The sequence below is a fragment of the Cupriavidus sp. BIS7 genome, assembly GCF_000292345.1.
Lineage (GTDB): Bacteria > Pseudomonadota > Gammaproteobacteria > Burkholderiales > Burkholderiaceae > Cupriavidus.
The window spans coordinates 22605-45213 of the sequence record NZ_ALOU01000020.1 but is presented as its reverse complement, the minus strand read 5'-3'; the positions used below and the strand labels follow the sequence as shown (position 1 = coordinate 45213).

Sequence of the window (22609 nt, the reverse complement as noted above, 5' to 3'; positions counted from 1 at the left end):
CCGTCGGGCGCCAACCCGAGCGAGCGCATCAATGATGCGCTTTGCTTTTTTGGGCAGCGGCAGCGAGGGCAACTCGCTGTTGATCGAATCCGGTGAGGGCGCCAGTACGACGCGCGTGTTGCTGGATTGCGGTTTCGGCATCAAGGAAACCGCCCGGCGGCTGGAGCGGCTTGGTATCACGCCGGAGCAGCTTGATGCCGTGCTGGTTACGCACGAGCATGGCGATCACGTCGGTTCTGCCTACGCGTTTGCGGCCCGCCACAAGCTGCCGGTCCATACGAGCCACGGCACGTGGCTGGCCACATCACATATGCGTGGCGCGGATGTGGCGGATGTACGCGTGTGCTGCGCCGATCATCCGTTCTCGATTGCCGGCCTGCAGATCCATCCGTACACGGTGCCGCATGATGCACGCGAGCCGTTGCAGTTCGTGCTGACCGATGGAGATGCACGACTTGGCGTGTTGACCGACGCCGGCATGGAGACGCCGTATGTCACGGCGCGGCTGGCTGGGGTGCACGCCCTGGTGCTCGAGTGCAATCACGATCGTGAGATGTTGCGCAACTCGGCGTACCCATACTCGCTCAAGCGGCGGATAGGCGGTGATTTTGGGCATCTGGCGAATGAGATTGCAGCGAGCATTCTGTCGCAAGTCATGCACGGGCAATTGTCTTGCGTGGTGGCAGCCCATCTGAGCAAGCAGAACAATACGCGCGAACTGGCGGCTGGTGCGCTGGCGACCGTGCTTGGTGTGACGCCCGACGAAATCCTGATTGCCGATCAGCAGGAGGGGCTGGATTGGCAGGCCGTGCGGCCATAATCGCAGCGGTCCATGCCCCGCGAATGAGGGGGTAGGGTAGCGATAATCGAGGAAATAAAAAAGCCGACCCGAAGGTCGGCTTTTTTGTTCGGATGAATCCGATTACTGCTTGGCAGCCGGAGCCGAAGCGTCAGCAGCCGGAGCCGAAGCGTCAGCAGCAGCAGCCGGAGCCGAAGCTTCAGCCGGAGCGGCAGCAGCCGGAGCCGAGGCTTCAGCCGGAGCAGCAGCAGCCGGAGCCGAAGCAGCGGTGTCAGCGGCCGGAGCAGCGGCTTCTTCCTTCTTGCCGCAGGCAGCCAGAGCAACTGCAGCCAGCAGGGATGCGATCAGGAGAGACTTCTTCATTGTTCGTCCTTTAACTTTTAATAACGAAAACAGGCGATGAATAATTACCGGTAATTATCGCTCTTGAACTGCTAATTCGTGGCTCTCCCGGGTGCCGACAATGCAGTGGTCCACAGTACTAGCCAGCGGGCGATTATATCCGCGTTTCCCCTGCTTGTGTACAGTCGAATTTTACACGTTCGATTTGTTACGCATTATTACACGCGGGCGGGCGCAAGTTGCAGCCATCCTTCCATGGCCCAGTCATGAAATGTGTCGATAAGATCGGGCAATGCAACGCAGGCTTCGACTTCACTCGCGGTGAGATGACGCCTGTCTGCCAGGCGCCGCAGCCACTTGGCCAACGGGGCCGGCGGCTCGTACGCTTCGCCGTTGAGGAAGAAGTGCGTGCGATCGTAGAGCGCAATGGTGGCGGGCGCAAGAACCACACCGTGTGCGCGCGCCAGCTTCGTGAACTGCTTGAGCGGAATCTCGCCAACTTCATCGAACTGTACGGACGGCTTCGGCTCGGACAGATACGTACCAAGAAATTCCGAGACCATGCCGGCGTTCCATTTGAGTGCCTGGAGGCGCTCGGTCACGGTACGTGCAAGGTGCGGCGGCAACTGTGCCGGCGAGGACGTTGCGACTTCGCCAGCATCCGCATAGCGGCCGTCGAGATCTTCGTTGTCCGCTACGGTCTCTGAGAGCCATGCGAGGAAATGGCCTGCAAGCTCGCGGTATGCGGGCGCGCGGAAGCCGATCGAGGCGGTCATGCACTCACCCTCGGCCACGCCGTCATGCGCGTACTGTGGCGGCAGGTAGAGCATGTCGCCAGGCTCGAGCACCCATTCCTGTTCCGCGCTGAAGTCCGAAAGGATCTTGAGCGGCATGTCGGGAATCAGGTCGAGTTTCGTCTGTGACGAAATGCGCCAGCGGCGCCGGCCCGATACTTGCAGCAGGAATACGTCGTAGGAGTCGAAGTGCGGTCCCACGCCGCCGCCGTCGGTGGCGTACGAGATCATCACGTCGTCGAGGCGCGCATCAGGTACGAACCGGAACTGGCTCATCAAATCGGCAGCCGCCCGCTCATGCAGATTGACCCCCTGGACCAGCAGTGTCCACTTGCCGGTCTTGCGCGAGGGCAGGTTATCTTCGGCGAACGGGCCGTGCTCGAGTTTCCAGCGGTTGCGAAAGTACGACACCAGGCGTGACTCCACGTCGTCGCGGTCGGCGAGCTCGAAAAGCGCTTCGCGCGACACAGGGGGCACAATTCCCGGCACGGCCTGTCGAATCAGCAAGGGTTTCCGGTGCCAGATCTCACGCATGAAAGCCGCGGGCGTCATGCCCCCGAGCAGCGTGAGCGGCGCGTCGGGATCGACAGGTTCCGCAGGCAGGGCCTGCGCGTATAATGCGGAATCGCTCATGGAGTCAAGAATTGAAAATCGCTAAGAACACGGTAGTGTCCGTGGTGTACAAGCTGTCGGACGCGCAGGGCAATCTGATCGAAGAGTCGGATGAGCCCATGGTCTATTTGCACGGCGGCTATGATGGCACGTTCCCCAAGATCGAGGAAGCGCTGGACGGGCATGACGCCGGCTTCGAGACCCAATTGCAGCTCGAACCTGACGATGCATTTGGCGACTACGATGCCGAACTCGTGAAGGTGGAGCCGCGCGATCGTTTCCCCGAGCCGCTTGAAGTTGGCATGCAGTTCGAAGGCGTTCCCGAGGACGGCGACGACGAGGATTCCATCATCTACACGGTAACCGATGTGGCCGAGGACAAGGTGGTGCTGGACGGCAATCACCCGCTGGCCGGCATGGCGCTGCGCTTCTGGCTGAAGGTGTCCGAGGTTCGTGAAGCCACGGCAGAGGAAGTCGAGCATGGCCACGCACATGGTGCTTCGGGCATCGAAGTGGTCGACGAGGACGATGACGGCGAAGACGAAGCGCCGCGCACGCTGCACTAAGCAATACATAGACGAGCGATACGCGACAGGTCATCGCGGGATGAAAAAGCCGGCAAATGCCGGCTTTTCTCTTTTTGGTTCTGTTGACGGTGATCAATCGCCTTTGGGCCCGTCCTGCAAGCTCACCTGAAAGACCGACTTCGTTCCTGGGGTGATCGTCAGCTCAGTCCAGCGGGAAGGGGAGCCATTCGGCAGTGCCACGCGCGTGAAATTGGCGACGATCTTGCCAGCCGCATCGCGCATTGGCTTGTCGACGCTGAAGCCGTTGTCGCTCGCATGGACCAGTAGCACCTGACCGGAGAATCTTGCAGTCAGGTCGCGAAGCTGCCGCTTGAACTCCGCATAGCCGTCGCGCGGGCCATGCCGCACGAAGGCGTCCAACAGCGTTGGCTTGCCACGCTTTTCCCAACCGTTGCCAAACTGAGGATCGCCGTGCGCGATCACGACGATGCCCGGAAGGTCGCGCTGCCCGGCCACCGAGAACGCCCGCGCCAACCACTGGCGATTGGCCTCGCGCCGGTCCTCGAACTCGCCATTGCGCCCGCCTTCGCTGCGATAGTGATTGTTATCGCCCGGCAGATTCAGACCCACCAGCATGACGTTGCCGGCCACCAGCCTCACGTTCTCGCGATAGCTGCGGAACAGCGCCTGGTCTGACTGCCGTATCACGGGTAGTGTCCGCTGGCCGAGCGTTGTGTCGACCGGAAAAAACAGCTCGCGCAAGCGATTAAGCCGTTCGACGGCGTCGAATTGCCCGTTCGAAGGCTTCTGGCATTCCGCCCAGTCGGTTTCACCCGGCACATAGAGCAGCGGGGCAGGGGAGTCGTCAAGGACCTGCAGGCGCGCACTGAGAATCGCGTCTCCACACGATTCTGTGTCGCCCTTCAGTCCGCCGGCATGGACAATCAGCGCCACCTGCTGGGCGTTCATCATGTCGAACAGCGCGGAGGTTTCCGATTCGGCTGCTGGCCACTGCGGCACATCGGCAACCAGCGCAATCCGCGTTGGCTGCACGGTTGGCGCTGGTGGCGGCGCAATCTTCTCCGAGTGCGCCGCACGCGCGAGTGTGGGCGCTGCGAGCAACGCGCAGGTGGCAGCCGCTAGGACCGCCAGAAGGGCGGTTGCGGCGTTCCGACTCCGGGAGCAGGGCGTCATACCGTACGCGCCGTCTCCGCAATTGCCTTGAGCCGATACAGTGCCTCGAGTGCATCGCGCGGCGACAGGCTGTCTGGATCGATGTCCGCCAACGCCTCCAGCGTTGCCGATTGCGCGGGTGACGCTGTTGGCTGGCTGGATGCCGACTCTCCGGTGTCGTCCTCGCCCGACGGCGCCGGGGGCGCTGCGAACAGATCCAGTTGTGGAGTGGGTGTGGCATCCGCGGACTGCTGCTCCAGCCAGGCCAGATGCTTGCGCGCCGCGCGAATCACCGGCTGAGGAACGCCCGCCAGTTGCGCGACCTGCAGCCCGTAGCTCTGGCTGGCCGGGCCATCCTGCACGGCATGCAGGAACACGATGCCGTCGCCGTGTTCCACTGCGGACAAGTGCACGTTGGCTGCCTGCGGGAATTCCTGCGGCAGCTGCGTCAGCTCGAAGTAGTGCGTTGCGAACAGCGTGTGGCTGCGGTTATGGGAAAGCAGATGACGCGCAATGGCCCACGCAAGCGCCAGGCCGTCGAAGGTCGAGGTGCCTCGGCCGATCTCGTCCATCAGCACCAGGCTTGATGGCGTGGCGTTGTGCAGGATCCCCGCGGCCTCGGTCATCTCGACCATGAACGTCGAGCGGCCGCCGGCCAGATCATCGGCCGCGCCGATACGCGTGAAGATGCGGTCCACCGGGCCGATCATGGCATTGCGTGCGGGTACCCACGAGCCCACGCAGGCCAGTAGCACGATCAGCGCGGTCTGGCGCATGAACGTCGACTTGCCGCCCATGTTCGGGCCGGTGATCAGCAGCAGCTTGCGCGCCTCGGTCAACTGGCAGTCATTGGCAATGAACGCGACGGACTCCGCGGCAAGCTGCCCTTCGACTACCGGGTGACGACCCTGGGAGATGTCGATGACGTTCTCCTTGACGCGCTCCGGCTGGGTCCAGTCGAGCGTTTGCGCGCGTTCGGCCAGGGTTGCCAACACGTCCAGGCGGGCCAGCGCGCCGGCCACGCGGCGCAGGCTGCCGATATGCGGCAGCAGCAATTGCAGCAGGGCTTCGTAGAGCAGTTTCTCGCGCGCCAGCGCGCGGTCCTGCGCCGATAGCGCCTTGTCCTCGAACGCTTTCAGTTCCGGGGTGATATAACGCTCGGCGTTCTTGAGCGTCTGGCGCCGGCGGTAGTCATCCGGCACCTTGTCGGCCTGCCCGTTGGTGACTTCGATATAGAAGCCATGCACGCGGTTGTACTCGACACGCAGGTTCGTGATGCCGGTGCGTTCGCGCTCGCGCGTTTCAAGGTCGATCAGGAACTGCCCGCAGTTCTCGGAGATGTCGCGCAGTTCATCGAGTTCGGCATCGTAGCCACGTGCAATCACGCCGCCGTCGCGCAGCGCGGTCGACGGTTCTTCGGCCACGGCGCGCAGGAGCAGGTCGAGGCAGTCCTGCGGGATGTCGAGTTCTTCCAGCGTCTGCGCCAGCAGCGGTGCTTCGTCAGGCTTGATCACACTGGCCTGCACATCTGGCAGTGCGCGCAGGGTATCGCGCAGCGACGACAGGTCACGCGGGCGTGCAGACAGCAGGGCGAGTCGCGCCGTGATCCGTTCCACGTCGCTGAGTCTGCGCAGCGTGGCGCGCACGACGTCCGGACCCTGGGCGATCAGCGCGCCGATCGCCTGCTGGCGCGCCCGCGGCAATGCCGGGTCGCGCAGCGGGTGATGCAGCCAATGGCGCAGCGCGCGGCTGCCCATCGTGGTCGAGCAAGTGTCAAGCAGCGAGAACAACGTTGGCGATTCGCTGCCACGCAGTGTTTCGGTCAGTTCGAGATTGCGCCGCGTGGCCGAATCGAGGCCGACGAATTCGGACTCGCGTTCGACGGTGACGCCCTGGACGTGCCGGAGCGACTGGCCCTGAGTGGTTGCGGCATAGTTGAGCAGCGCGCCGGCCGCTCCCAGCGCAGCGCCCAGGCCTGCACACCCGAACGGTTCGAGGCTGGCCACGCCGATCTGCTCGCGCAGGCGGCGCGTTCCTGCGTCCTGGTCGAAGTGCCACTCTGGCAGGCGTGTGCGTGCGCAGGTGAGGTCCGGCAGTTCCATGCCGTCGGCATACAGCAGCTCGGCCGGGCGGATGCGCTCGAGTTCGCGCGAGAGTTGCGCGGCGTCACACTCCATCAGACGCAATTCACCGCTGGCCAGGTTCAGCCACGCAAGGCCGGTCTTGCTGACGCCACGGCGCGTGGTCTGCTGGTGCACTGCCATCAGATACGTGTCGGACTTGTCCGGCAGCAGCGCGGCATCGGTCAGCGTGCCTGGTGTAACGATGCGCACCACCTTGCGCTCGACCGGGCCCTTGCTCGTCGCAGGGTCGCCGATCTGTTCGCAGATCGCTACCGATTCGCCAAGCTTCACCAGCCGGGCCAGGTACTGGTCTACCGAATGGAATGGAATACCGGCCATGCGGATCGGCACGCCCCCGGACTGCCCGCGCGAAGTCAGCGTGATGTCGAGCAGCCGTGCGGCCTTTTCGGCGTCGTCATGGAATAGTTCGTAGAAGTCACCCATCCGGTAGAAGAGCAGCGTGTCCGGATGATCGGCCTTTATGCGCAGGTACTGCTGCATCATCGGCGTGTGCTTCTCTGCCTTTTCGGCTTTTTCCGGCTTCTCGGCTTTCTCGGCCTTGGCGGAAGTGGCGGCAAGGTCAGTCAACTGGCCCGCGTTTGCGGTGTTGTCGCCTTCAGTGGCAGGTGCGGAAAGGGCTTCTGCTGGCATGCATTCCTCTTGGGCGGCAGCCGGCCTTCGGGCCGGGCCGCCGGTGTATCGATTGCCGTCGGTCAGGGATCTTGTGGCGTAAGGGCGTCAGCGTTGCCCAGCCGCGGCGCAAAGCGGCATTTTACTGCCACCAGACACAGCGGCTTCGTGCCGAATTCTCATTTTCACTTGGGAATTTTCGCTTTTTGCGCTCAGGCGCCGCTTGCAATGGCATCGAGCGCCACGCGGGCGAGGAAACCACTGCGCGTTTCATGGCGGCGTTCGACGAAAGCATCGATCTTGTGCAGTACAAAGCGCGGCAGGCTGATATTGATACGTTCGGGGCGGGCGTCCAGCTTGCTCGTGTCGACGTCGGCCAGCGCCCAGATTGCCTCCGCGTACTCTGGCCGGGCCTGCAGCGTTTCGATCGGCGTTGCCTCGAGCACAACTTCTTCTCCAAGGGAGAGCAATGCCTCGACGTGTGTCGTGATGGCGTCACGCGCGTTGCGGATCGCGTCCTCGATGGTTTCCCCGGCCGAATAGCAGCCCGCAACGTCAGGCACGGTCACGCCGTAAACCGAGTTGGCGTCCTTGTAAATGGCGATCGGAAAGTCCATGTCGTTCCTCTTTGTGCTGGGTGCGCTGCTCATAGCCCGGCCGTCCTCAGGATGCTGCGGACCGTGCCGGCTGGCAGGTCCTTCTTCGGGTGCGGCACGGTGATGACGAGCATGCACCGCGGATGCTTGAAAGTGAAATGACTGCCGTGCGTGCGCACCAGCCTCCATCCCTTCTGTTCGATCAATCGGATCAGCGCGGACGAATGCAATGTCGACCCCCAGGTTGATCCGTGTGTAAGTCTACACACGGTGAGAGGGGGCGCAAGTAAAATTGTGTGTCGCGAGCAACTTTAGGTAGGGTCGATCAGAAAATCCCGTGCCGGATTCTGAAAAGAAGTGCGCAAAATGAAACAGGCGCCATCGGATTTCTCCGATGGCGCCTGTGATGCGCGGGTCAGGCTTGCTGTCTGGCGATCAGGCCGCGGCGGGCTTGGCGTTGTCCAGCGAGAAAGGCGCCAGCAGGCGGACCATCTGCGCAAAGATCTTCGGGTTGCCGGCCAGTACCTCGCCCTGTTCCATCTGGCGCGATTCACCGGCGTAGTTGCCAACCAGGCCACCGGCCTCGGTAATCAGCAGCATGCCAGCGGCCATGTCCCACGGCTTGAGTCCACGCTCGAAGAAACCGTCCAGGCGGCCGCAGGCCACGTAGGCCAGGTCCAGCGCGGCGGCGCCCGGCCGGCGCAGGCCGGCGCAGCTGCGCGTCATCAGCGCGAACATCTCCAGGTACTCGTCCATGCCTTCCAGGTCACGGAACGGGAATCCGGTTCCGATCAGGCAATCGGCCAGCTTGTCACGGCGGGTGACGCGGATGCGGCGATTGTTAAGGAAGGCGCCGGCGCCCTTGCTGGCCGTGAACAGTTCGTCGCGGGTCGGGTCGTAGACCACCGCCTGCGATGGCACGCCCTTGTGCAGCAGGCCGATCGACACTGCATACTGCGGGAAACCGTGAATGAAGTTGGTGGTGCCGTCCAGCGGGTCGATGACCCAGGTGAATTCGGCCTGCTCGTCGCCGTCGGCCCAGGATTGGCCGGACTCTTCCGCTAGAATGGCGTGCTCGGGGTAGGCAGTGCGGATGACGTCGATGATGGCGGCCTCGGCGGCGCGATCAACTTCCGTCACGAAATCGTTGTGTTGTTTGCGCGAAACGCGAACCAGGTCGACGTCGATGGACGCGCGATTGATGATGGATCCCGCCTTGCGGGCCGCCTTGACGGCGATATTGAGCATCGGATGCATGAATCTCTCCAGGCGGGGCAGCAGCGCAACGGCGCGACAGGAATCGCCGCAAGGGCGAAGCGCGCGGGCTGCCGGGACCACCAGACAACACAACGGATTGTAGAAGAACGAGGGGCGTCGCCATGTGAGGCGCCGCACCGCAATTGGAAGGCAGCATTGTATAGGAACCCGGCCAGTCGTACGAGTCGAGAACGCCAATCGACGTGGCCGGGACGTCCCAGATGACCGAAGCGTTGAATTCTCAGACCGATCCGATCCCCGGCGCCAAAGCCGATGGTGATCTTTCAGGCATTTTTTCCCGTGTGCGCGTGGTGCTGGTGGAAACCAGCCACCCGGGCAACGTGGGCTCTGTCGCGCGCGCGATGAAGACGATGGGCTTCGGGCAGGCGCCTGGCAGCCTCGTGCTGGTTTCGCCGCGCGAGCCCGGCGTGCTGACGCACCCGGATGCCGTGGCGATGGCCAGTGGCGCCGACGACGTACTGGCCGGCGCCCACATCGTGGATAGCATCGAGGCCGCGCTGTCCGGTACGGCCTACACGGTTGCGATGACGGCCCGGCAGCGCGAATTCGGGCCGCCACGCCTGTTGCCGCGCGCCGCAGTGGCCCAGGGGCGGGCGATGCTGAACGCGGATCGCGATGCCTGCGTCGCCTTCGTATTCGGCAACGAACGCTACGGCTTGCCGAACGACGTGGTGTTGCGCTGTTCGGCGGTGACCCATATCCCGGCCAATCCGGCCTATGCGTCGCTGAACCTGGCCCAGGCCGTGCAACTGATCGCCTACGAGTTGCGGCTTGCCTTGCTCGAGGCGCTGGAGGCGGCAGGTGCGCCGTCGGACGACGCCGGCAATATCGGCTATGCTGGTGACCCCGCCACCGCCGAGCAGATCGAGGCGATGTTCGGCCATCTCCAGGCCGGGCTTGCCGCAATCGGGTTCCTGGACCCCGAGAATCCGCGCAAGCTGATGCCGCGCCTGCGCCGGCTGTTCGCACGGGCGGGGCTGGAGCGCGAGGAGGTCAACATCCTGCGCGGCATTGCCAAGCGCATGCTGCTGGCGAGTGAGACCAGGAACGAAGGCAATAAGGAAGGCTAGATCCGTGGCAACCATTCCGGCGTACCCCATGCATTGCCCTATCCGTGGCGGAGCGGCAGACTGCCGTCCGGCCGTGGGGCTGGCATGCGCGACCCTGCCGGAACGATGTTGAAGCCGGTGCCGCTCGAATAGCCCTGACGTCGTCGGGGCGGGGCGGTCGACGCGCAAATCTCTTACACTCGCTGTCTCGCGCGCCTGGGCCGTTCCCACAACACCTGCTCAATACCGGCCAATGACTGCATCGGCGACCGTTCGCATGGACGGCGCACGCTGCGGCTACACGACACGATAAAGATGTTCACTCGCCTGAAGGAAGATATCGACGCAATCATGCTGCGCGACCCCGCTGCGCGCAGCCGTCTGGAAGTCCTGACCTGCTATCCCGGGCTGCATGCCGTGATATTTCATCGCGTGGCCAACGCGTGCTGGCGCGGCGGCTTTCACTGGCTTGGCCGCTGGATCTCGCACTGGTCCCGCTTCCTGACCGGTATCGAGATCCACCCGGCGGTCAAGCTTGGCCGCCGCGTATTCATCGATCACGGCATGGGCGTGGTGATCGGCGAGACCGCCGAAATCGGTGACGACTGCACGATCTACCAGGGCGTGACGCTTGGTGGCACGTCGTTGTACAAGGGCCAGAAGCGCCATCCGACGCTTGGTGCCGGCGTGGTGGTCAGTGCCGGCGCGAAGGTGCTGGGTGGTTTCGAGGTGGGCGATGGCGCGCGCGTGGGCTCCAATGCCGTGGTGCTGAAGCCCGTGCCGGCTGGCGCGACGGCCGTGGGCATTCCCGCGCGCATCATCATGCCGGACGCGCCAGCGCCGCAGCAGGGTGCGAGGCAGGAATTCTCGGCCTATGGCATTACGCCGAACGCGGACGATCCCGTGTCGCTGGCGCTCAAGAGCCTGATCGACAACGCGGCCAAGCAACATGACCGCATCGAGGCCGTGCTGGCCGCGCTCGACCGGCTCGGCGAGCATCTCGAGAACACGCCGAACGACCGCTTCGACGCGAGCGAGCTGCGCAAGCTGATGAAGTAACGGAGGCGCAGGCGGGACGCCGCGGTGGCTGTCGCTTGGTCGAATGCATGGTCATTCGACCTGCGGCAGCACGTGGAAGCCGGTATGGTCAAGTTGCAGGACGGCTGCGCGCGGATGGCGGCCATCGAGGTCCCAGTCGGTCAGCACCCAGCGCACACCGCTGCCGTGTTCGTGGCGAGCGGGGCGATGGGTGTGCCCGTGGACCAGCGTACCGGCTGCGCTGGCCGCCAGCAGCGCGCTGACGGCGTCAGGCGCGGCATCGCCATAGGTTGGTGGTGTCGCTTCGTCGCGCTGGCGAGCACGTCCGGCCTCGCTATCGGCGCGCAAGCGTCGCGCAACCGCCAGCCGTGCGGCCAGCGGCAGCATCAGGAACAGCCGCTGCACCCAGCCTTTGCGTGTCCAGTGGCGGAAGCGCATGTAGCGTTGGTCGTCGGTGCACAGCATGTCCCCGTGGCTGAGCACCACACGCTGGCCAGCGCAGACGATCACCGAAGGGTCCGGCAAGAGTCTGGCGCCCGCCGCGGCGGCAAAGCGCCGGCCGATCAGGAAATCGCGATTGCCATGCATCAGGTAGATCGGCACGCCCGCGTCCGATAGCCGGCGCAGGGCTGCCGCCACTTCGGTGGCGAACGGCGTGTCGGTTTCCTCGTCACCCACCCAGAACTCGAAGAAGTCCCCCAGGATGAACAAGGCGCGCGCATCCCGCGCAGCGCGTTCCAGCACGTGGCGGAACGCGGCCAGCGTGCGGGGCATGCCGGCAGTCAGGTGCAGATCGGAAATGAACCACGCCGGCGCCTGCACCTCGACAGGTGCGGCCACCGGCGTGCGGGTGGGAGCGGTCATGCGGTCCGGATGTATGTGTTCACCACGAGCGGCATGCCGCGTATCGGTTGAATCGACGGTAACGTGATTACTCGACGATCGTGGCCTTCTGGATTACCACGTCGTCCATCGGCACGTCCTGGTGGAAGCCCGAGCTGCCGGTGCGCACGCCCTTGATGGCGTCCACGACGTCGGTGCCTTCCACGACCTTGCCGAACACGGCGTAGCCGAAGCCTTGCGGCGTGGGCGAGCTGAAGTTCAGGAAATCGTTGTCCACCACGTTGATGAAGAACTGGGCCGTGGCCGAGTGCGGTGCGTTGGTGCGCGCCATGGCAACCGTGTAGCGGTCGTTCTTGAGGCCGTTGCCGGCTTCGTTCTCGATCGGCGCATCGGTATCCTTCTGCTTCATGCCCGGCTCGAAACCGCCGCCCTGGATCATGAAGTTCTTGATCACGCGGTGGAAGATCGTGTTGTCATAGTGGCCCTTGCGCACGTACGACAGGAAGTTCTCGACCGACTTCGGAGCCTTTTCGGCGTCCAGTTCGATGGTGATGACGCCTTGCGTGGTTTGGAGTTGTACCTTGCTCATGGGGTTACCTCTGTACGATGTTCGATGTTCGGTGATGGGGTGTTCGGGGTTACTTCGTCACCACGGTGGCCGATTCGATCACGATCGGCGCGGCGGGCACGTTGCGCATGGCGCCATAGGCGGTGGTCGGCGCGGTCTTGATCTTGTCGATCGTGTCCATCCCCTCTACCACCTTGCCAAACACGGCATATCCATTGCCGTCCGGCTGCGGGTAGTCGAGGTTCGGATTATCCACCACATTGACGAAGAACTGGGCAGTTGCCGAGTTCGGATTGGCCGTACGGGCCATGGCGACGGTTCCGGCCTTGTTCTTCAGGCCATTCTGCGATTCCAGCGGGATTGGCGCCAGTGTCGGCTTTTCCTTCATGTCGCGGTCGAAGCCGCCGCCCTGGACCATGAAACCGTTGATCACGCGGTGGAAGATCGTGCCGTTATAGAAGCCGCTCTTCACATAGCCGAGAAAGTTAGCGACAGTCTTGGGCGCGGCATCCGGGTACACCTCGATGGTGAACTTGCCGTCGGTCGTCACGAACTGCACGCGTTCGGACTTCGGCGCGGCGGCGGCCGGGCTTGCGCCCTGTGCCATTGCGGCCAGCGGAGACAGGGCGGTGGCGGCGGCCATCAGGCCGGCCAGGACGAAGCGGCGGGAAAGGGTCATCTCTGGACTCCGGGTTGCAGGTCAGGCAGACGGCGACATCACCTGGACATCGCCAATGTGGATGAATATCTGTCGGTGCTCAGTGTGCTGCGGGTGAGCTGGCCGGGGCGGCTGCGGGCTCCCTGGTGGGCTCCTTGGTAGGCTCCTCAGCCGATTCCTTGGCCTGCGCCTTCGCAGGTGCCTTCACTGACGCCTTGGGCTGTGCCTTGGCCGGGGCGGCTGGGGGGCTCGAGGCCGGCTGCAGCTCACGCAGGCTTGCGGCAGCGCGCTTGTCGCCAGGGTTCCGGCGGACCGCGTCCCCGTAGGCCTGCACGGCCAGCGCCCGATAAATGTCGCCAAGGTTGCTGTAGGAAATGGCGTAGTCGGGCTTGGCCTCGATGGCCAGCAGCAGTTCCGCTTCGGCGCGCTTCAGGTCGCCACGCTTCGCATACAGCAGAGCCAGGTTGTTGTGCGGTTCGGGTAACTCGGGGAAATCCTGCGCCATTTCGGCGAAGGCCTGGATCGCTTCGTCCTCATGCCCGGCCTTGGCCATTGCCCATGCGCGCTGGAAACGCGCCTGAGCATTGCGCGGGTTGGCCGCCAGCACGCGGTCGAACCCGGCGATGGCTTCGTCATAGCGCTTGTCATTGGCGGCCTTTTGCGCGGGCTTCATGCCGGGATCGGCCGATTGCGGGCCCGTCGGGACCGCTGGCGGGGGCGTCAGCGACAGCGGCCCGTTCTGCGCGATTGCCGGCGCGGCGGCCAGCATGGCGGCCATCGCCAGCGCACTTGCCAGTGCGGAAAGTGATCCGCCACGGCGGAGCGAAGCAATGGTCGGGTTGGGCAGAAGCAGGCTCATGTAAGGGCGGTCCGTTATACTCCGCGGCATTCTAGCAAAGCGGCGAGGCGTGCAGCACTGGCCGCACGTCTGCAAGACATCATCGACAGCGTGTCCGGCTGCCGTTGAAGGCTTCCGGTAAGATATGGGGCCCGCGCGTCATTGGCACGCGTGCCCGTGCGCCGCGGTCTTCGCTCGATGTCATCGACGCCGTCACCCACTCACATCGCTTCATGCAGCAACTGAACATCTACAACACGCTCGCGCGTGAAAAGCAGCCTTTCGTGCCCATCGAACCCGGCAAGGTCCGCATGTACGTGTGCGGCATGACCGTGTACGACTATTGTCACGTTGGCCATGCGCGCGTGATGGTGGTGTTCGACATGGCGCACCGCTGGCTGCGCGCTGCCGGCTATGACGTGACTTACGTCCAGAACATCACCGATATCGACGACAAGATCATCCGCCGCGCTGCCGAAAACGGCGAGACGATCGGCCAGCTGACCACGCGCTTCATCCAGTACATGCATGAGGATGCGGCCGCGCTGGGCGTGATCCGCCCCGACTACGAGCCTCGCGCTACCGAGTACGTGCCGCAGATGCTCAACATCATCGAGAAGCTGGAGGCCCGTGGCCTGGCCTACCAGGCCGCGGACGGCGACGTGAACTTCTCGGTGCGCAAGTTCCCCGGCTACGGCAAGCTGTCCGGCAAGTCCCTGGAGGACCTGCGCGCCGGCGAGCGCGTCAGTGCCAACGACGCCAAGCAGGACCCGCTCGACTTTGTGCTGTGGAAGTCGGCCAAGGAAAGCGAACCGCCCGAGAGCAAGTGGGATTCGCGGTGGGGCAGTGGCCGTCCGGGCTGGCATATCGAGTGCTCGGCCATGAGCTGCACGCTGCTTGGCGAGCACTTCGACATTCATGGCGGCGGCGCGGACCTGCAGTTTCCGCACCACGAGAACGAGATTGCCCAGTCCGAAGGCGCCAGCGGCAAGCCGTTCGTCAACATGTGGATGCACAACGGCTTCGTGCGCGTGAACGACGAGAAAATGTCGAAATCGCTCGGCAACTTCTTCACGATCCGTGACGTACTCAAGGAATACGATGCCGAAGTGGTGCGCTTCTTCATCCTGCGCGCCCACTATCGCAGCCCGCTGAACTATAGCGATGCGCATCTTGACGACGCGCGCCACGCACTGACGCGCCTGTATACCGCGCTCAAGGAAACGCAGCCGGGCGGCTGCGCGGTGGAGTGGGATGAGCCGCACGCCAGGCGCTTTGCCGAGGCGATGAACGACGATTTCAACACGCCGATCGCCGTTTCGGTGCTGTTCGACCTGGCCAGCGAGGTTAATCGCACGGGTTCGGTGGCGGCTGCCCATCAGCTCAAGGCGCTTGGCGGTACGCTGGGCCTGCTCGAACGCGATCCACATACGTTCCTGCAGGGCGGCCAGGTGTCCGGCGGGTTGAGCGGCGATGCGATCGAAGCGCAGATCGCCGCCCGCCGCGCAGCCAAGGCCGCGCGCAACTTTGCCGAAGCGGACCGTATCCGCGCCGAACTGCTGGAAGCCGGCGTGGTGCTGGAAGACAAGCCAGGTGGCGTCACCGAGTGGAGGCGTGCTTGAACGCTGCCGCGCGCAAGCCGAAGGCAATCGCACCTGCCCAGCCGGGGCCGGCGGGCAAGGTCGCCGCCAAGCGGGCGCCCAAGGTGCTCGACAAGGTCGCCGATAAGGTCACCGTAAAGGCTCCAGCAACGGTCCCTACGAAGGGCGCCGCGAAGGCCCCCGCAAAGGTCGCCGGCAAATCCCGCAAGGCCGATCTGCCTGAGGTGGACGCCATACCGTTGCCGGTCGAGACCGTCATCGACGCCGTTCGCCCCGCGTACTGGGACGAGGCCTGCGCCGACCTGATGAAGCGCGACCGCATCCTGCGCAAGATGATCCCGACCTACGGTCCGGCGCACCTGGTGTCGCGTGGCGATCCGTTCATCACACTGGCACGCTCGGTCGTCGGCCAGCAGATTTCCGTCAAGGCAGCGCAATCGGTCTGGGAGCGGCTGGTTGCCGCGTGCCCACGCCTGACCCCCGCGCAGTTCCTGAAGGCAGGCACCGACGAACTGGCGGCCTGCGGGTTGTCGAAGCGCAAGGCGGAGTACATCATCGATCTGGCCGACCACTTCAAGGCCGGGCGCGTTCATGTCAAGGAATGGGCGGGCATGGACGACGAGGCGGTGATTGCCGAGTTGACGCAAATTCGCGGTATCGGACGCTGGACGGCGGAGATGTTCCTGATGTTCAATTTGATGCGGCCCAACGTGTTGCCGCTCGATGACGTTGGGCTGATCAATGCGATCTCTGCCAACTACTTTAGCGGCGAGCCCGTGACGCGCAGCGAGGCGCGTGAGGTGGCCGCCAACTGGGAGCCGTGGCGAACCGTGGCGACGTGGTACATGTGGCGCAGTCTTGATCCGGTGCCAGTGACGTATTAGGAGCAATGCGGGTTGTATTGGGACAAATACGGTGTTGATTTCCGCTATTTGTGCGTTGAAATCAACTTTCAGGGCGGTCGGAAACCGGTCTTTTTCCGGTAGAATGCGCCCCTTCACAGACAGGTCCGCGTTTTTATGAAAACCACCTTCCTGGATTTCGAACAGCCGATTGCCGAACTCGAGGCAAAGATCGAAGAACTGCGTTTTGTGCAGGACGATTCGGCTGTCGATATTTCCGAAGAGATTTCCCGGCTGGCCGGCAAGAGCCAGCAGCTGACCAAGGACATCTATGCCAGCCTGACCCCGTGGCAGGTGGCACAGATCGCGCGCCATCCCCAGCGTCCGTACACGCTGGACTATGTGCGCGAGATCTTCACCGATTTCCATGAACTGCATGGCGATCGCGCGTTTGCCGACGACCTCTCGATCGTTGGCGGCATGGCGCGCTTCAATGGCCAGGCTTGCATGGTGATTGGTCACCAGAAGGGCCGCGACACGAAGGAGCGCGCGATGCGCAACTTCGGCATGTCCAAGCCCGAAGGCTATCGCAAGGCCAAGCGCCTGATGGAACTGGCCGACAAGTTCGGCCTGCCGATCTTCACGTTCGTGGACACCCCGGGCGCGTTCCCGGGCATCGACGCCGAAGAGCGTGGTCAGTCGGAAGCGATTGGCCACAACCTCTACGTGATGGCCGGGCTCAAGGTGCCGCTGATCGCCACGATCATCGGCGAGGGCGGTTCGGGCGGTGCGCTGGCAATTGCCGTGGGTGACGTGGTGCAGATGCTCCAGTTCGCGACCTACGCCGTGATTTCGCCGGAAGGCTGCGCGTCGATCCTCTGGAAGACCGCCGAAAAGGCGCCGGAAGCTGCCGAGGCACTGGGCCTGACGGCTCACCGCCTGAAGGCGCTGGGCCTGATCGACAAGATCGTGAGCGAACCGCTCGGCGGCGCGCATCGTGATCCGAAGGGCATGGCGACGATGCTCAAGCGCTCGCTGGCTGAATCGCTGCGCCAGTTCCAGGGCATGAGCGTCAAGGAACTGCAGGCGCGCCGTCACGAGCGCCTGATGGCTTATGGCAAGTTCAAGGAAACCGGCGCCCAGGAATGATGTGAACGGACGTCGTCTGACCGACAAGGTCGCACAGGCTCTTCAGGCCGGTGCGGCCTTTGTTGTTTCTGGCGCTGGCGCGCCGCTCACGATCGCCGTGGCGCTGTCCGGCGGCCGTGATTCGGTGGCGCTGCTGCATGCCACGCGCGCCGCGCTGGCCGAAGCATGGCCGCTTGCGCGCCTGGTAGCCATGCACGTCCACCATGGCCTGCAGGCGCAGGCTGACGAGTGGGATCGTTTCTGTGAAGCGCTGTGCGGCGAATTGCAGGTGCCGCTCGTAGCCGAACGCGTGACCGTAGCGACCGCGACGGGCGAGGGTATCGAAGCAGCGGCGCGCCGCGCGCGCTACGAGGCGCTGGGCCGCATGTGCCGTGCGCAGGGTGCGAGCCTGCTGCTGTTCGCTCATCATCGCGACGATCAAGTGGAAACGGTGCTCCTGCGCCTGTTTCGCGGTACCGGCGTGGCCGGAATGTCTGGCATGCCCGCGCGGCGTCCGCTCGATGCGCAGGGCGATGTGCAACTGCTGCGCCCGTGGCTTGACGTCTCCCGCGCCGAGATCGACGAGTACTGCGTGCAACACGGGCTTCGATGGATCGATGACCCGTCGAACGCCGATACGCGCTTCGCCCGCAATGCCTTGCGTGCGCAACTGCCCATCCTTCGGCAGTCATTCCCGGCTCTATACGAAAACGTGACTCAGGCCGCCGCCCATTTCGGTCAGGCGGCCGGCATGCTCGATGCAATGGCCGCACAAGCCCTGGCCTCGCTGGCTGGTCCCGGGCGCGATGCCGATACGCTAGCGGAACTCGATCTGGCCGGTTTGCGGGGTTTGACCGCCGACCAGGCCGATGCCGTGCTGCGACTGTGGTTGCGTGACCTGGGCGCGCAGCCGCCTGCCACGGCGCGACTGGCCGCGATGCGCGCGCAGTTGATCGAGCATGTCGGCGGTGAGCCGGCCATCAAACATGACGGACTCATCCTGCGACGCTTCCGCGACCGGGTGCTGGCCTGCCGTGCCGTACCCGCCGAGGCGCCGGCGCCATTCGTGTTCGATTGGCGTGGCGAGCCCCGCATTGTGGTACCCGCGTGGCGCGGGGAGCTGCGTTTTATGCGCGACGACGATTATGGTGTGCCGGAAGCGGTACTGCGCCGGCCGCTGCGGCTGACGGGCAGGGCGGGCGGTGAACGAATTGTGTTGCGTCCCGGCGGCCCGGCGCGCGCGCTCAAGCAGGCCTATCAGGAGGCCGCAATCCCCGCGTGGCGGCGTGCATATCTGCCGCTGCTCTGGAGCGAAGATGCGCTCGTGCTGGCGGCTGGCCTGGGCATGCATCGCCGTTGGCCTGCCGATGACGCCCACGCGCCGCGCTGGCGCGTGGAATGGGTTGCGCGGCCGGACCTGCATGGATAGCCGCCGGGTTTCAGGGGAAAATTGGGGACAGAGTCTTTTTCGCTTGTGAATTATTTTCACAAGAAAATGACCCAAAATGTGCGACGTTTTTGCTGGTTTTTTGCCCTTCGGCCTTTACGGGCAGCCACTCTTCGTGTAATTTCATTGGCTTTGCACAATCGCTGGCGTCGACAAGAAGATGGCTCTCATCGTTCACAAATACGGCGGCACTTCGATGGGTTCCACGGAACGCATCAAGAATGTCGCCAAGCGCGTTGCCAAGTGGCATCGTGCCGGTCACCGCGTTGTCGTGGTGCCTTCGGCCATGTCGGGCGAGACCAATCGCCTGCTGGGCCTTGCCAAGGAAATTTCCGCGCAGCCGGACCCGCGTGAACTGGACATGCTGGCCTCTACTGGCGAGCAGGCCAGCGTGGCCCTGCTGGCCATCGCGCTGCATGGCGAAGGCATCGATGCGGTCAGCTACACGGGCTGGCAAGTGCCGGTGAAGACGGACTCGTCCTACACCAAGGCCCGTATCGAATCGATCGACGATGAGCGCATCCTTGGCGATCTCGACGCCGGCCGCGTGGTGGTGATCACGGGCTTCCAGGGCATCGACGACGACGGCAACATCACGACGCTTGGCCGCGGTGGTTCCGATACGTCGGCAGTGGCCATCGCCGCCGCCATCGAAGCCGATGAATGCCTGATCTATACCGACGTGGATGGTGTGTACACGACCGATCCGCGCGTGGTCGAAGACGCCCGCCGCCTGGACCAGATCACCTTCGAGGAAATGCTGGAAATGGCCAGCCTGGGCTCGAAGGTGCTGCAGATCCGTTCGGTGGAGTTCGCCGGCAAGTACCGCGTGAAGACGCGCGTGCTGTCGTCGCTGACCGACCCCCTGATGCCGCTCGAGCAGGAAATGCATTCGGGCACGCTGATTACTTTTGAGGAAGAGTCTGACATGGAAGCAGCCGTCATCTCCGGCATCGCCTTTGCCCGTGACGAAGCCAAGATCACTGTTCTGGGCGTGCCGGACAAGCCGGGCATCGCCTACCAGATCCTGGGCCCGATCGCCGACGCCAACATCGACGTCGACATGATCATCCAGAACCAGTCCGTGGACGGCAAGACCGACTTCACGTTCACCGTGCCGCGCGGCGATTACCAGCGCGCGCTGACGATCCTGAACGACAACGTGAAGGCTCATATCGGCGCGGCAAGCGTGTCGGGCGATCCGAAGGTGTCGAAGGTGTCGGTGGTGGGCGTGGGCATGCGCTCGCACGTTGGCATCGCCAGCAAGATGTTCCGCACGCTGTCGGAAGAGGGCATCAACATCCAGATGATCTCCACCTCGGAAATCAAGATCTCGGTGCTGATCGACGAGAAGTACATGGAGCTCGCCGTGCGCGCGCTTCACAAGGTGTTCGAACTGGATCAGGCGTGATCCGGAGTTGAAATAGTTCTGGCGAGGGCGCAGCTTTTTTTGCTGCGGGTCGGTGAAATTTCATTGACCAGTTGCAGGACCCTCGCTAGAATACGCGCTTCGTTGTGTGGCTCCCTCGCACAACGCAAGTTTGGGAGACGTGGCCGAGAGGTCGAAGGCACTCCCCTGCTAAGGGAGCATCCGGGCCAAAACCTGGATCGAGGGTTCGAATCCCTCCGTCTCCGCCAATGTCCGTTAGGACGGTAGTTCTGGCGGTGGAAACCCCGTAGAGTCGCGGCTCTACGGGGTTTTTGTTTTTTCGGAGGGTAGTTCTGCGCCTCTGTTCCGTGGTCGCTTTCTTGCCGCGCTGTCGCAGCCCTTCGCACACCTTCGCGTCCTGCTCGCGTCCTCCGCGTCCTCTCAGAGTCCTGCACGAACTCGCTACTAGTTGCCCCGAATCAGAATTGATCCGGGAGCCCGAATTCTAACGCGAGTCCTGCACGGGGGTATCGCGGAGTGCCCGCTGCGTGATGCACCGTATGACCATCTCTCAGGGCTGCTGTAGGGCTGAGTGGCGCGATTCTCCCGGAGCCCGAAGCCGGGGTGCAGGAGCCCTTCGGAGGCGCGGCGCCACAGGGGAGCCTGTACCCTCCGCCGCCCTGTGCAGGGCTGGGCGAGAGATGTGTGAGAGAACATATCCTTGGGATATCGACCGATCCCCGGACGGCCCTAGACGACTTCCCGACCGGGGCGCGGCGGTTCCCCGTAGCCTTCCCAGCGGATCATCAAATCCGCACAGCCGGCACAAGAAATACGCCGTATCTACGCGAAGAAGGCACCCTCGCCAAGCGCCAGGGATTGGGTAGATTCGGTTCCTGAATTGAAGTCCAAGAAGGGGCTGATGACTTGGAGGGCAGTTTGCGATCACCTGAAGATCGACACCGCAGGCGACTCGGCGCGGCGCAAATTGAAAGGTTGGGTAAAGGACAATCGGCCTAACTGGCCGGAAGTACCGGAAGCGGGTTAGGTTCGCGACGCACTCAGCCCACTAGTGCACTAGGGACTAATGACCCGGCAAGTCCCATAAGCGATGCCTTCCCGTCCGTTGTTCTCAACGTAGTTGAGTCCACCGCCGAAAAGCTGGAGGTCAAATCCAGAAGCGAAGTGGTAGAACTTCTTGATCTTGCTGCCGGCTGGACCTTCGGAAACAGCCACCTTGTCCATCTTGTAGCGATCGCATTCCTTTTTTCCAGTCGATTGCCCGATGGAGCAGCGCGAGACGAAGGCACCTTGGGGGCCCTCTTCGATGACGTTGGAATATTGGTACTTCGCTATCAGCTCGTCCGAGTAGACCCGCTCTGCATCGACCTTGCGCGACGCGACGCAGGTGTACCCGGCGGCTGTTGCTTGCGTCACGAGCATCGCTGCCAGAACGCCAACTGATAGATTCAGCTTCATAGCCTCGCCCACGCTCGTTCGAGTTCGGCCTGCGTCATACGTGAACAGGCCGAACGCAACTGGGTGATTGGAACGTTCGCGTACTTGTCGATGTTCGTCTTGACGGCAGGCGATACAATTTTTGCGGCAACCTTCTGGGACGCCACGTTTCCTTGCTCCACAATAGCCAGCGCCCCGCAGTCCTGCCGAAGTCCTTTGAGCAATTTGATGCGCCGCCAACCGCCCAGAATCCCTTACGGGCATTGAATTCACAGAATGCACGATTCTCCCTTTCTACGGGAGTTCCCGCAACGTTTCATGCGGCGAATAGTCCTCAGGGAATTAATGTCTGATGAGCCGCTTTCTGCACTGGCGAGAGCCACTGGCATGAAATGTTTAGCAGGCGGGCGGTAATGCAAAGCTTCGCGGCCTGTCCTTGCCTACAGTGGTTTTGAGGCGGGAGTGACAGCAAACGAAGGGAAATGATCGAAATGTTTAAGTTCATTCGCAAAATAAAAGAAGAGCGTCGCGCGCGCGAAGAGGCGCAAAAGCGGCTCGTCCATTCGTGGATGTATTTCCATTTTTCTCAGATGAAATTTATGGAACGCTATACAGCAGAAAAGGAAGGGAAAAGCGTTCTGTGGAATCAACGCGCTCGGCTCATTTGGGACTTTCTGGAAAAGCAGGCAAAAGAAAGCAATGACGTCATGGGTGCAGCAAAGACATACATGAACGTTGATATTAATAAATCATGCGAGACGAATTCTCTTTGTTATCGCGATCCTAATATGGTCGACCGTGATCTTGAAGCATATCCCAGCGGAGTACAGGCAACCGCAGCGATGCTGGAAAAAGCGGCAAGTGTCGTTGCAAATGGTCCGACTCCGTTTTGATTT

22 protein-coding genes and 1 tRNA gene are annotated in these 22609 nt (G+C 63.2%); 11 read left to right on the top strand and 12 right to left on the bottom strand.

What is annotated here, in order from left to right; genetic code table 11:
• Positions 1 to 31: 31 nt before the first annotated feature.
• On the top strand, positions 32 to 820 hold the full coding sequence (locus B552_RS0108195) for an MBL fold metallo-hydrolase (protein WP_019448517.1): 789 nt from the start codon (positions 32 to 34) through the stop codon (positions 818 to 820).
• A gap of 102 nt (positions 821 to 922) precedes the next feature.
• On the opposite strand, the gene B552_RS28340 is transcribed toward B552_RS0108195, so the two are convergent.
• Positions 923 to 1162 carry a hypothetical protein gene (locus tag B552_RS28340; RefSeq protein WP_083860259.1) on the bottom strand — a complete coding sequence of 80 codons (240 nt, stop codon included), beginning with the start codon at positions 1160 to 1162 and terminating at the stop codon, positions 923 to 925.
• Between the two features lie 197 nt (positions 1163 to 1359).
• Positions 1360 to 2568, bottom strand: coding sequence for a cupin domain-containing protein (locus B552_RS0108185; RefSeq protein ID WP_019448515.1), 1209 nt, complete (start codon positions 2566 to 2568; stop codon positions 1360 to 1362).
• A gap of 11 nt (positions 2569 to 2579) precedes the next feature.
• On the opposite strand from B552_RS0108185, the gene B552_RS0108180 reads away from it, so the two are divergent.
• Positions 2580 to 3113: a peptidylprolyl isomerase gene (locus B552_RS0108180; protein ID WP_019448514.1), complete on the top strand. Its 534-nt coding sequence runs from the start codon at positions 2580 to 2582 to the stop codon at positions 3111 to 3113.
• A 93-nt stretch (positions 3114 to 3206) separates the two neighbouring features.
• On the opposite strand, the gene B552_RS0108175 is transcribed toward B552_RS0108180, so the two are convergent.
• From B552_RS0108175 to B552_RS0108155, 5 genes are all read right to left on the bottom strand, one after another.
• Positions 3207 to 4268 carry a hypothetical protein gene (locus tag B552_RS0108175; RefSeq protein WP_026035448.1) on the bottom strand — a complete coding sequence of 354 codons (1062 nt, stop codon included), beginning with the start codon at positions 4266 to 4268 and terminating at the stop codon, positions 3207 to 3209.
• Positions 4265 to 6874 carry a DNA mismatch repair protein MutS gene (gene mutS, locus B552_RS0108170; RefSeq protein WP_035879592.1) on the bottom strand — a complete coding sequence of 870 codons (2610 nt, stop codon included), beginning with the start codon at positions 6872 to 6874 and terminating at the stop codon, positions 4265 to 4267. The genes B552_RS0108175 and mutS overlap by 4 nt, the downstream gene beginning before the upstream one ends.
• A gap of 338 nt (positions 6875 to 7212) precedes the next feature.
• The gene (locus B552_RS0108165) at positions 7213 to 7617 is read right to left on the bottom strand and encodes a type II toxin-antitoxin system HicB family antitoxin (protein WP_019448511.1); all 405 of its coding nucleotides are present in this window, start codon (positions 7615 to 7617) and stop codon (positions 7213 to 7215) included.
• A 29-nt stretch (positions 7618 to 7646) separates the two neighbouring features.
• Entirely contained in the window at positions 7647 to 7826 is a 180-nt protein-coding gene (locus B552_RS0108160) for a type II toxin-antitoxin system HicA family toxin (RefSeq protein WP_019448510.1), read from the bottom strand.
• A 205-nt stretch (positions 7827 to 8031) separates the two neighbouring features.
• Positions 8032 to 8853, bottom strand: coding sequence for an inositol monophosphatase family protein (locus tag B552_RS0108155; RefSeq protein WP_019448509.1), 822 nt, complete (start codon positions 8851 to 8853; stop codon positions 8032 to 8034).
• 221 nt (positions 8854 to 9074) lie between these two features.
• Here B552_RS0108155 and B552_RS0108150 point away from each other — a divergent pair, with 221 nt between their 5' ends.
• Both B552_RS0108150 and cysE read left to right on the top strand, forming a co-directional pair.
• Positions 9075 to 9944, top strand: coding sequence for an RNA methyltransferase (locus B552_RS0108150; protein ID WP_019448508.1), 870 nt, complete (start codon positions 9075 to 9077; stop codon positions 9942 to 9944).
• A gap of 294 nt (positions 9945 to 10238) precedes the next feature.
• A complete protein-coding gene (gene cysE, locus B552_RS0108145) occupies positions 10239 to 10982 on the top strand; it encodes a serine O-acetyltransferase (protein WP_019448507.1) in 744 nt (247 codons plus the stop codon).
• 51 nt (positions 10983 to 11033) lie between these two features.
• On the opposite strand, the gene B552_RS0108140 is transcribed toward cysE, so the two are convergent.
• From B552_RS0108140 to B552_RS27315, 4 genes are all read right to left on the bottom strand, one after another.
• Complete coding sequence (locus B552_RS0108140; RefSeq protein WP_019448506.1) at positions 11034 to 11825, bottom strand: UDP-2,3-diacylglucosamine diphosphatase; 792 nt, start codon at positions 11823 to 11825, stop codon at positions 11034 to 11036.
• 67 nt (positions 11826 to 11892) lie between these two features.
• Positions 11893 to 12393, bottom strand: a complete 501-nt coding sequence (locus B552_RS0108135) for a peptidylprolyl isomerase (RefSeq protein WP_019448505.1) — start codon at positions 12391 to 12393, stop codon at positions 11893 to 11895.
• Positions 12394 to 12442: 49 nt separating this feature from the next.
• A complete protein-coding gene (locus B552_RS0108130) occupies positions 12443 to 13051 on the bottom strand; it encodes a peptidylprolyl isomerase (protein WP_019448504.1) in 609 nt (202 codons plus the stop codon).
• Positions 13052 to 13130: 79 nt separating this feature from the next.
• Entirely contained in the window at positions 13131 to 13889 is a 759-nt protein-coding gene (locus tag B552_RS27315; RefSeq protein ID WP_019448503.1) for a tetratricopeptide repeat protein, read from the bottom strand.
• Positions 13890 to 14101: 212 nt separating this feature from the next.
• Between B552_RS27315 and cysS the strand changes: the two genes are divergently transcribed.
• The 6 genes from cysS (at position 14102) to B552_RS0108095 (ending at position 20524) form a co-directional block, all read left to right on the top strand.
• On the top strand, positions 14102 to 15490 hold the full coding sequence (gene cysS / locus B552_RS0108120; protein WP_026035446.1) for a cysteine--tRNA ligase: 1389 nt from the start codon (positions 14102 to 14104) through the stop codon (positions 15488 to 15490).
• Positions 15487 to 16353, top strand: a complete 867-nt coding sequence (locus tag B552_RS0108115; protein WP_019448501.1) for a DNA-3-methyladenine glycosylase — start codon at positions 15487 to 15489, stop codon at positions 16351 to 16353. Before cysS ends, B552_RS0108115 begins: the two co-directional genes overlap by 4 nt.
• Before the next feature lie 135 nt (positions 16354 to 16488).
• Positions 16489 to 17460: an acetyl-CoA carboxylase carboxyltransferase subunit alpha gene (locus B552_RS0108110; protein ID WP_019448500.1), complete on the top strand. Its 972-nt coding sequence runs from the start codon at positions 16489 to 16491 to the stop codon at positions 17458 to 17460.
• Between the two features lie 97 nt (positions 17461 to 17557).
• Positions 17558 to 18868 carry a tRNA lysidine(34) synthetase TilS gene (tilS, locus tag B552_RS0108105; protein WP_026035445.1) on the top strand — a complete coding sequence of 437 codons (1311 nt, stop codon included), beginning with the start codon at positions 17558 to 17560 and terminating at the stop codon, positions 18866 to 18868.
• 178 nt (positions 18869 to 19046) lie between these two features.
• Entirely contained in the window at positions 19047 to 20297 is a 1251-nt protein-coding gene (locus tag B552_RS0108100; RefSeq protein ID WP_026035444.1) for an aspartate kinase, read from the top strand.
• A 133-nt stretch (positions 20298 to 20430) separates the two neighbouring features.
• Positions 20431 to 20524, top strand: a tRNA-Ser gene (locus B552_RS0108095).
• An 808-nt stretch (positions 20525 to 21332) separates the two neighbouring features.
• On the opposite strand, the gene B552_RS0108090 is transcribed toward B552_RS0108095, so the two are convergent.
• Positions 21333 to 21734: a hypothetical protein gene (locus B552_RS0108090; RefSeq protein ID WP_019448497.1), complete on the bottom strand. Its 402-nt coding sequence runs from the start codon at positions 21732 to 21734 to the stop codon at positions 21333 to 21335.
• 470 nt (positions 21735 to 22204) lie between these two features.
• On the opposite strand from B552_RS0108090, the gene B552_RS27310 reads away from it, so the two are divergent.
• Complete coding sequence (locus B552_RS27310; protein ID WP_162137615.1) at positions 22205 to 22606, top strand: hypothetical protein; 402 nt, start codon at positions 22205 to 22207, stop codon at positions 22604 to 22606.
• The last annotated feature ends 3 nt before the right edge of the window (positions 22607 to 22609 follow it).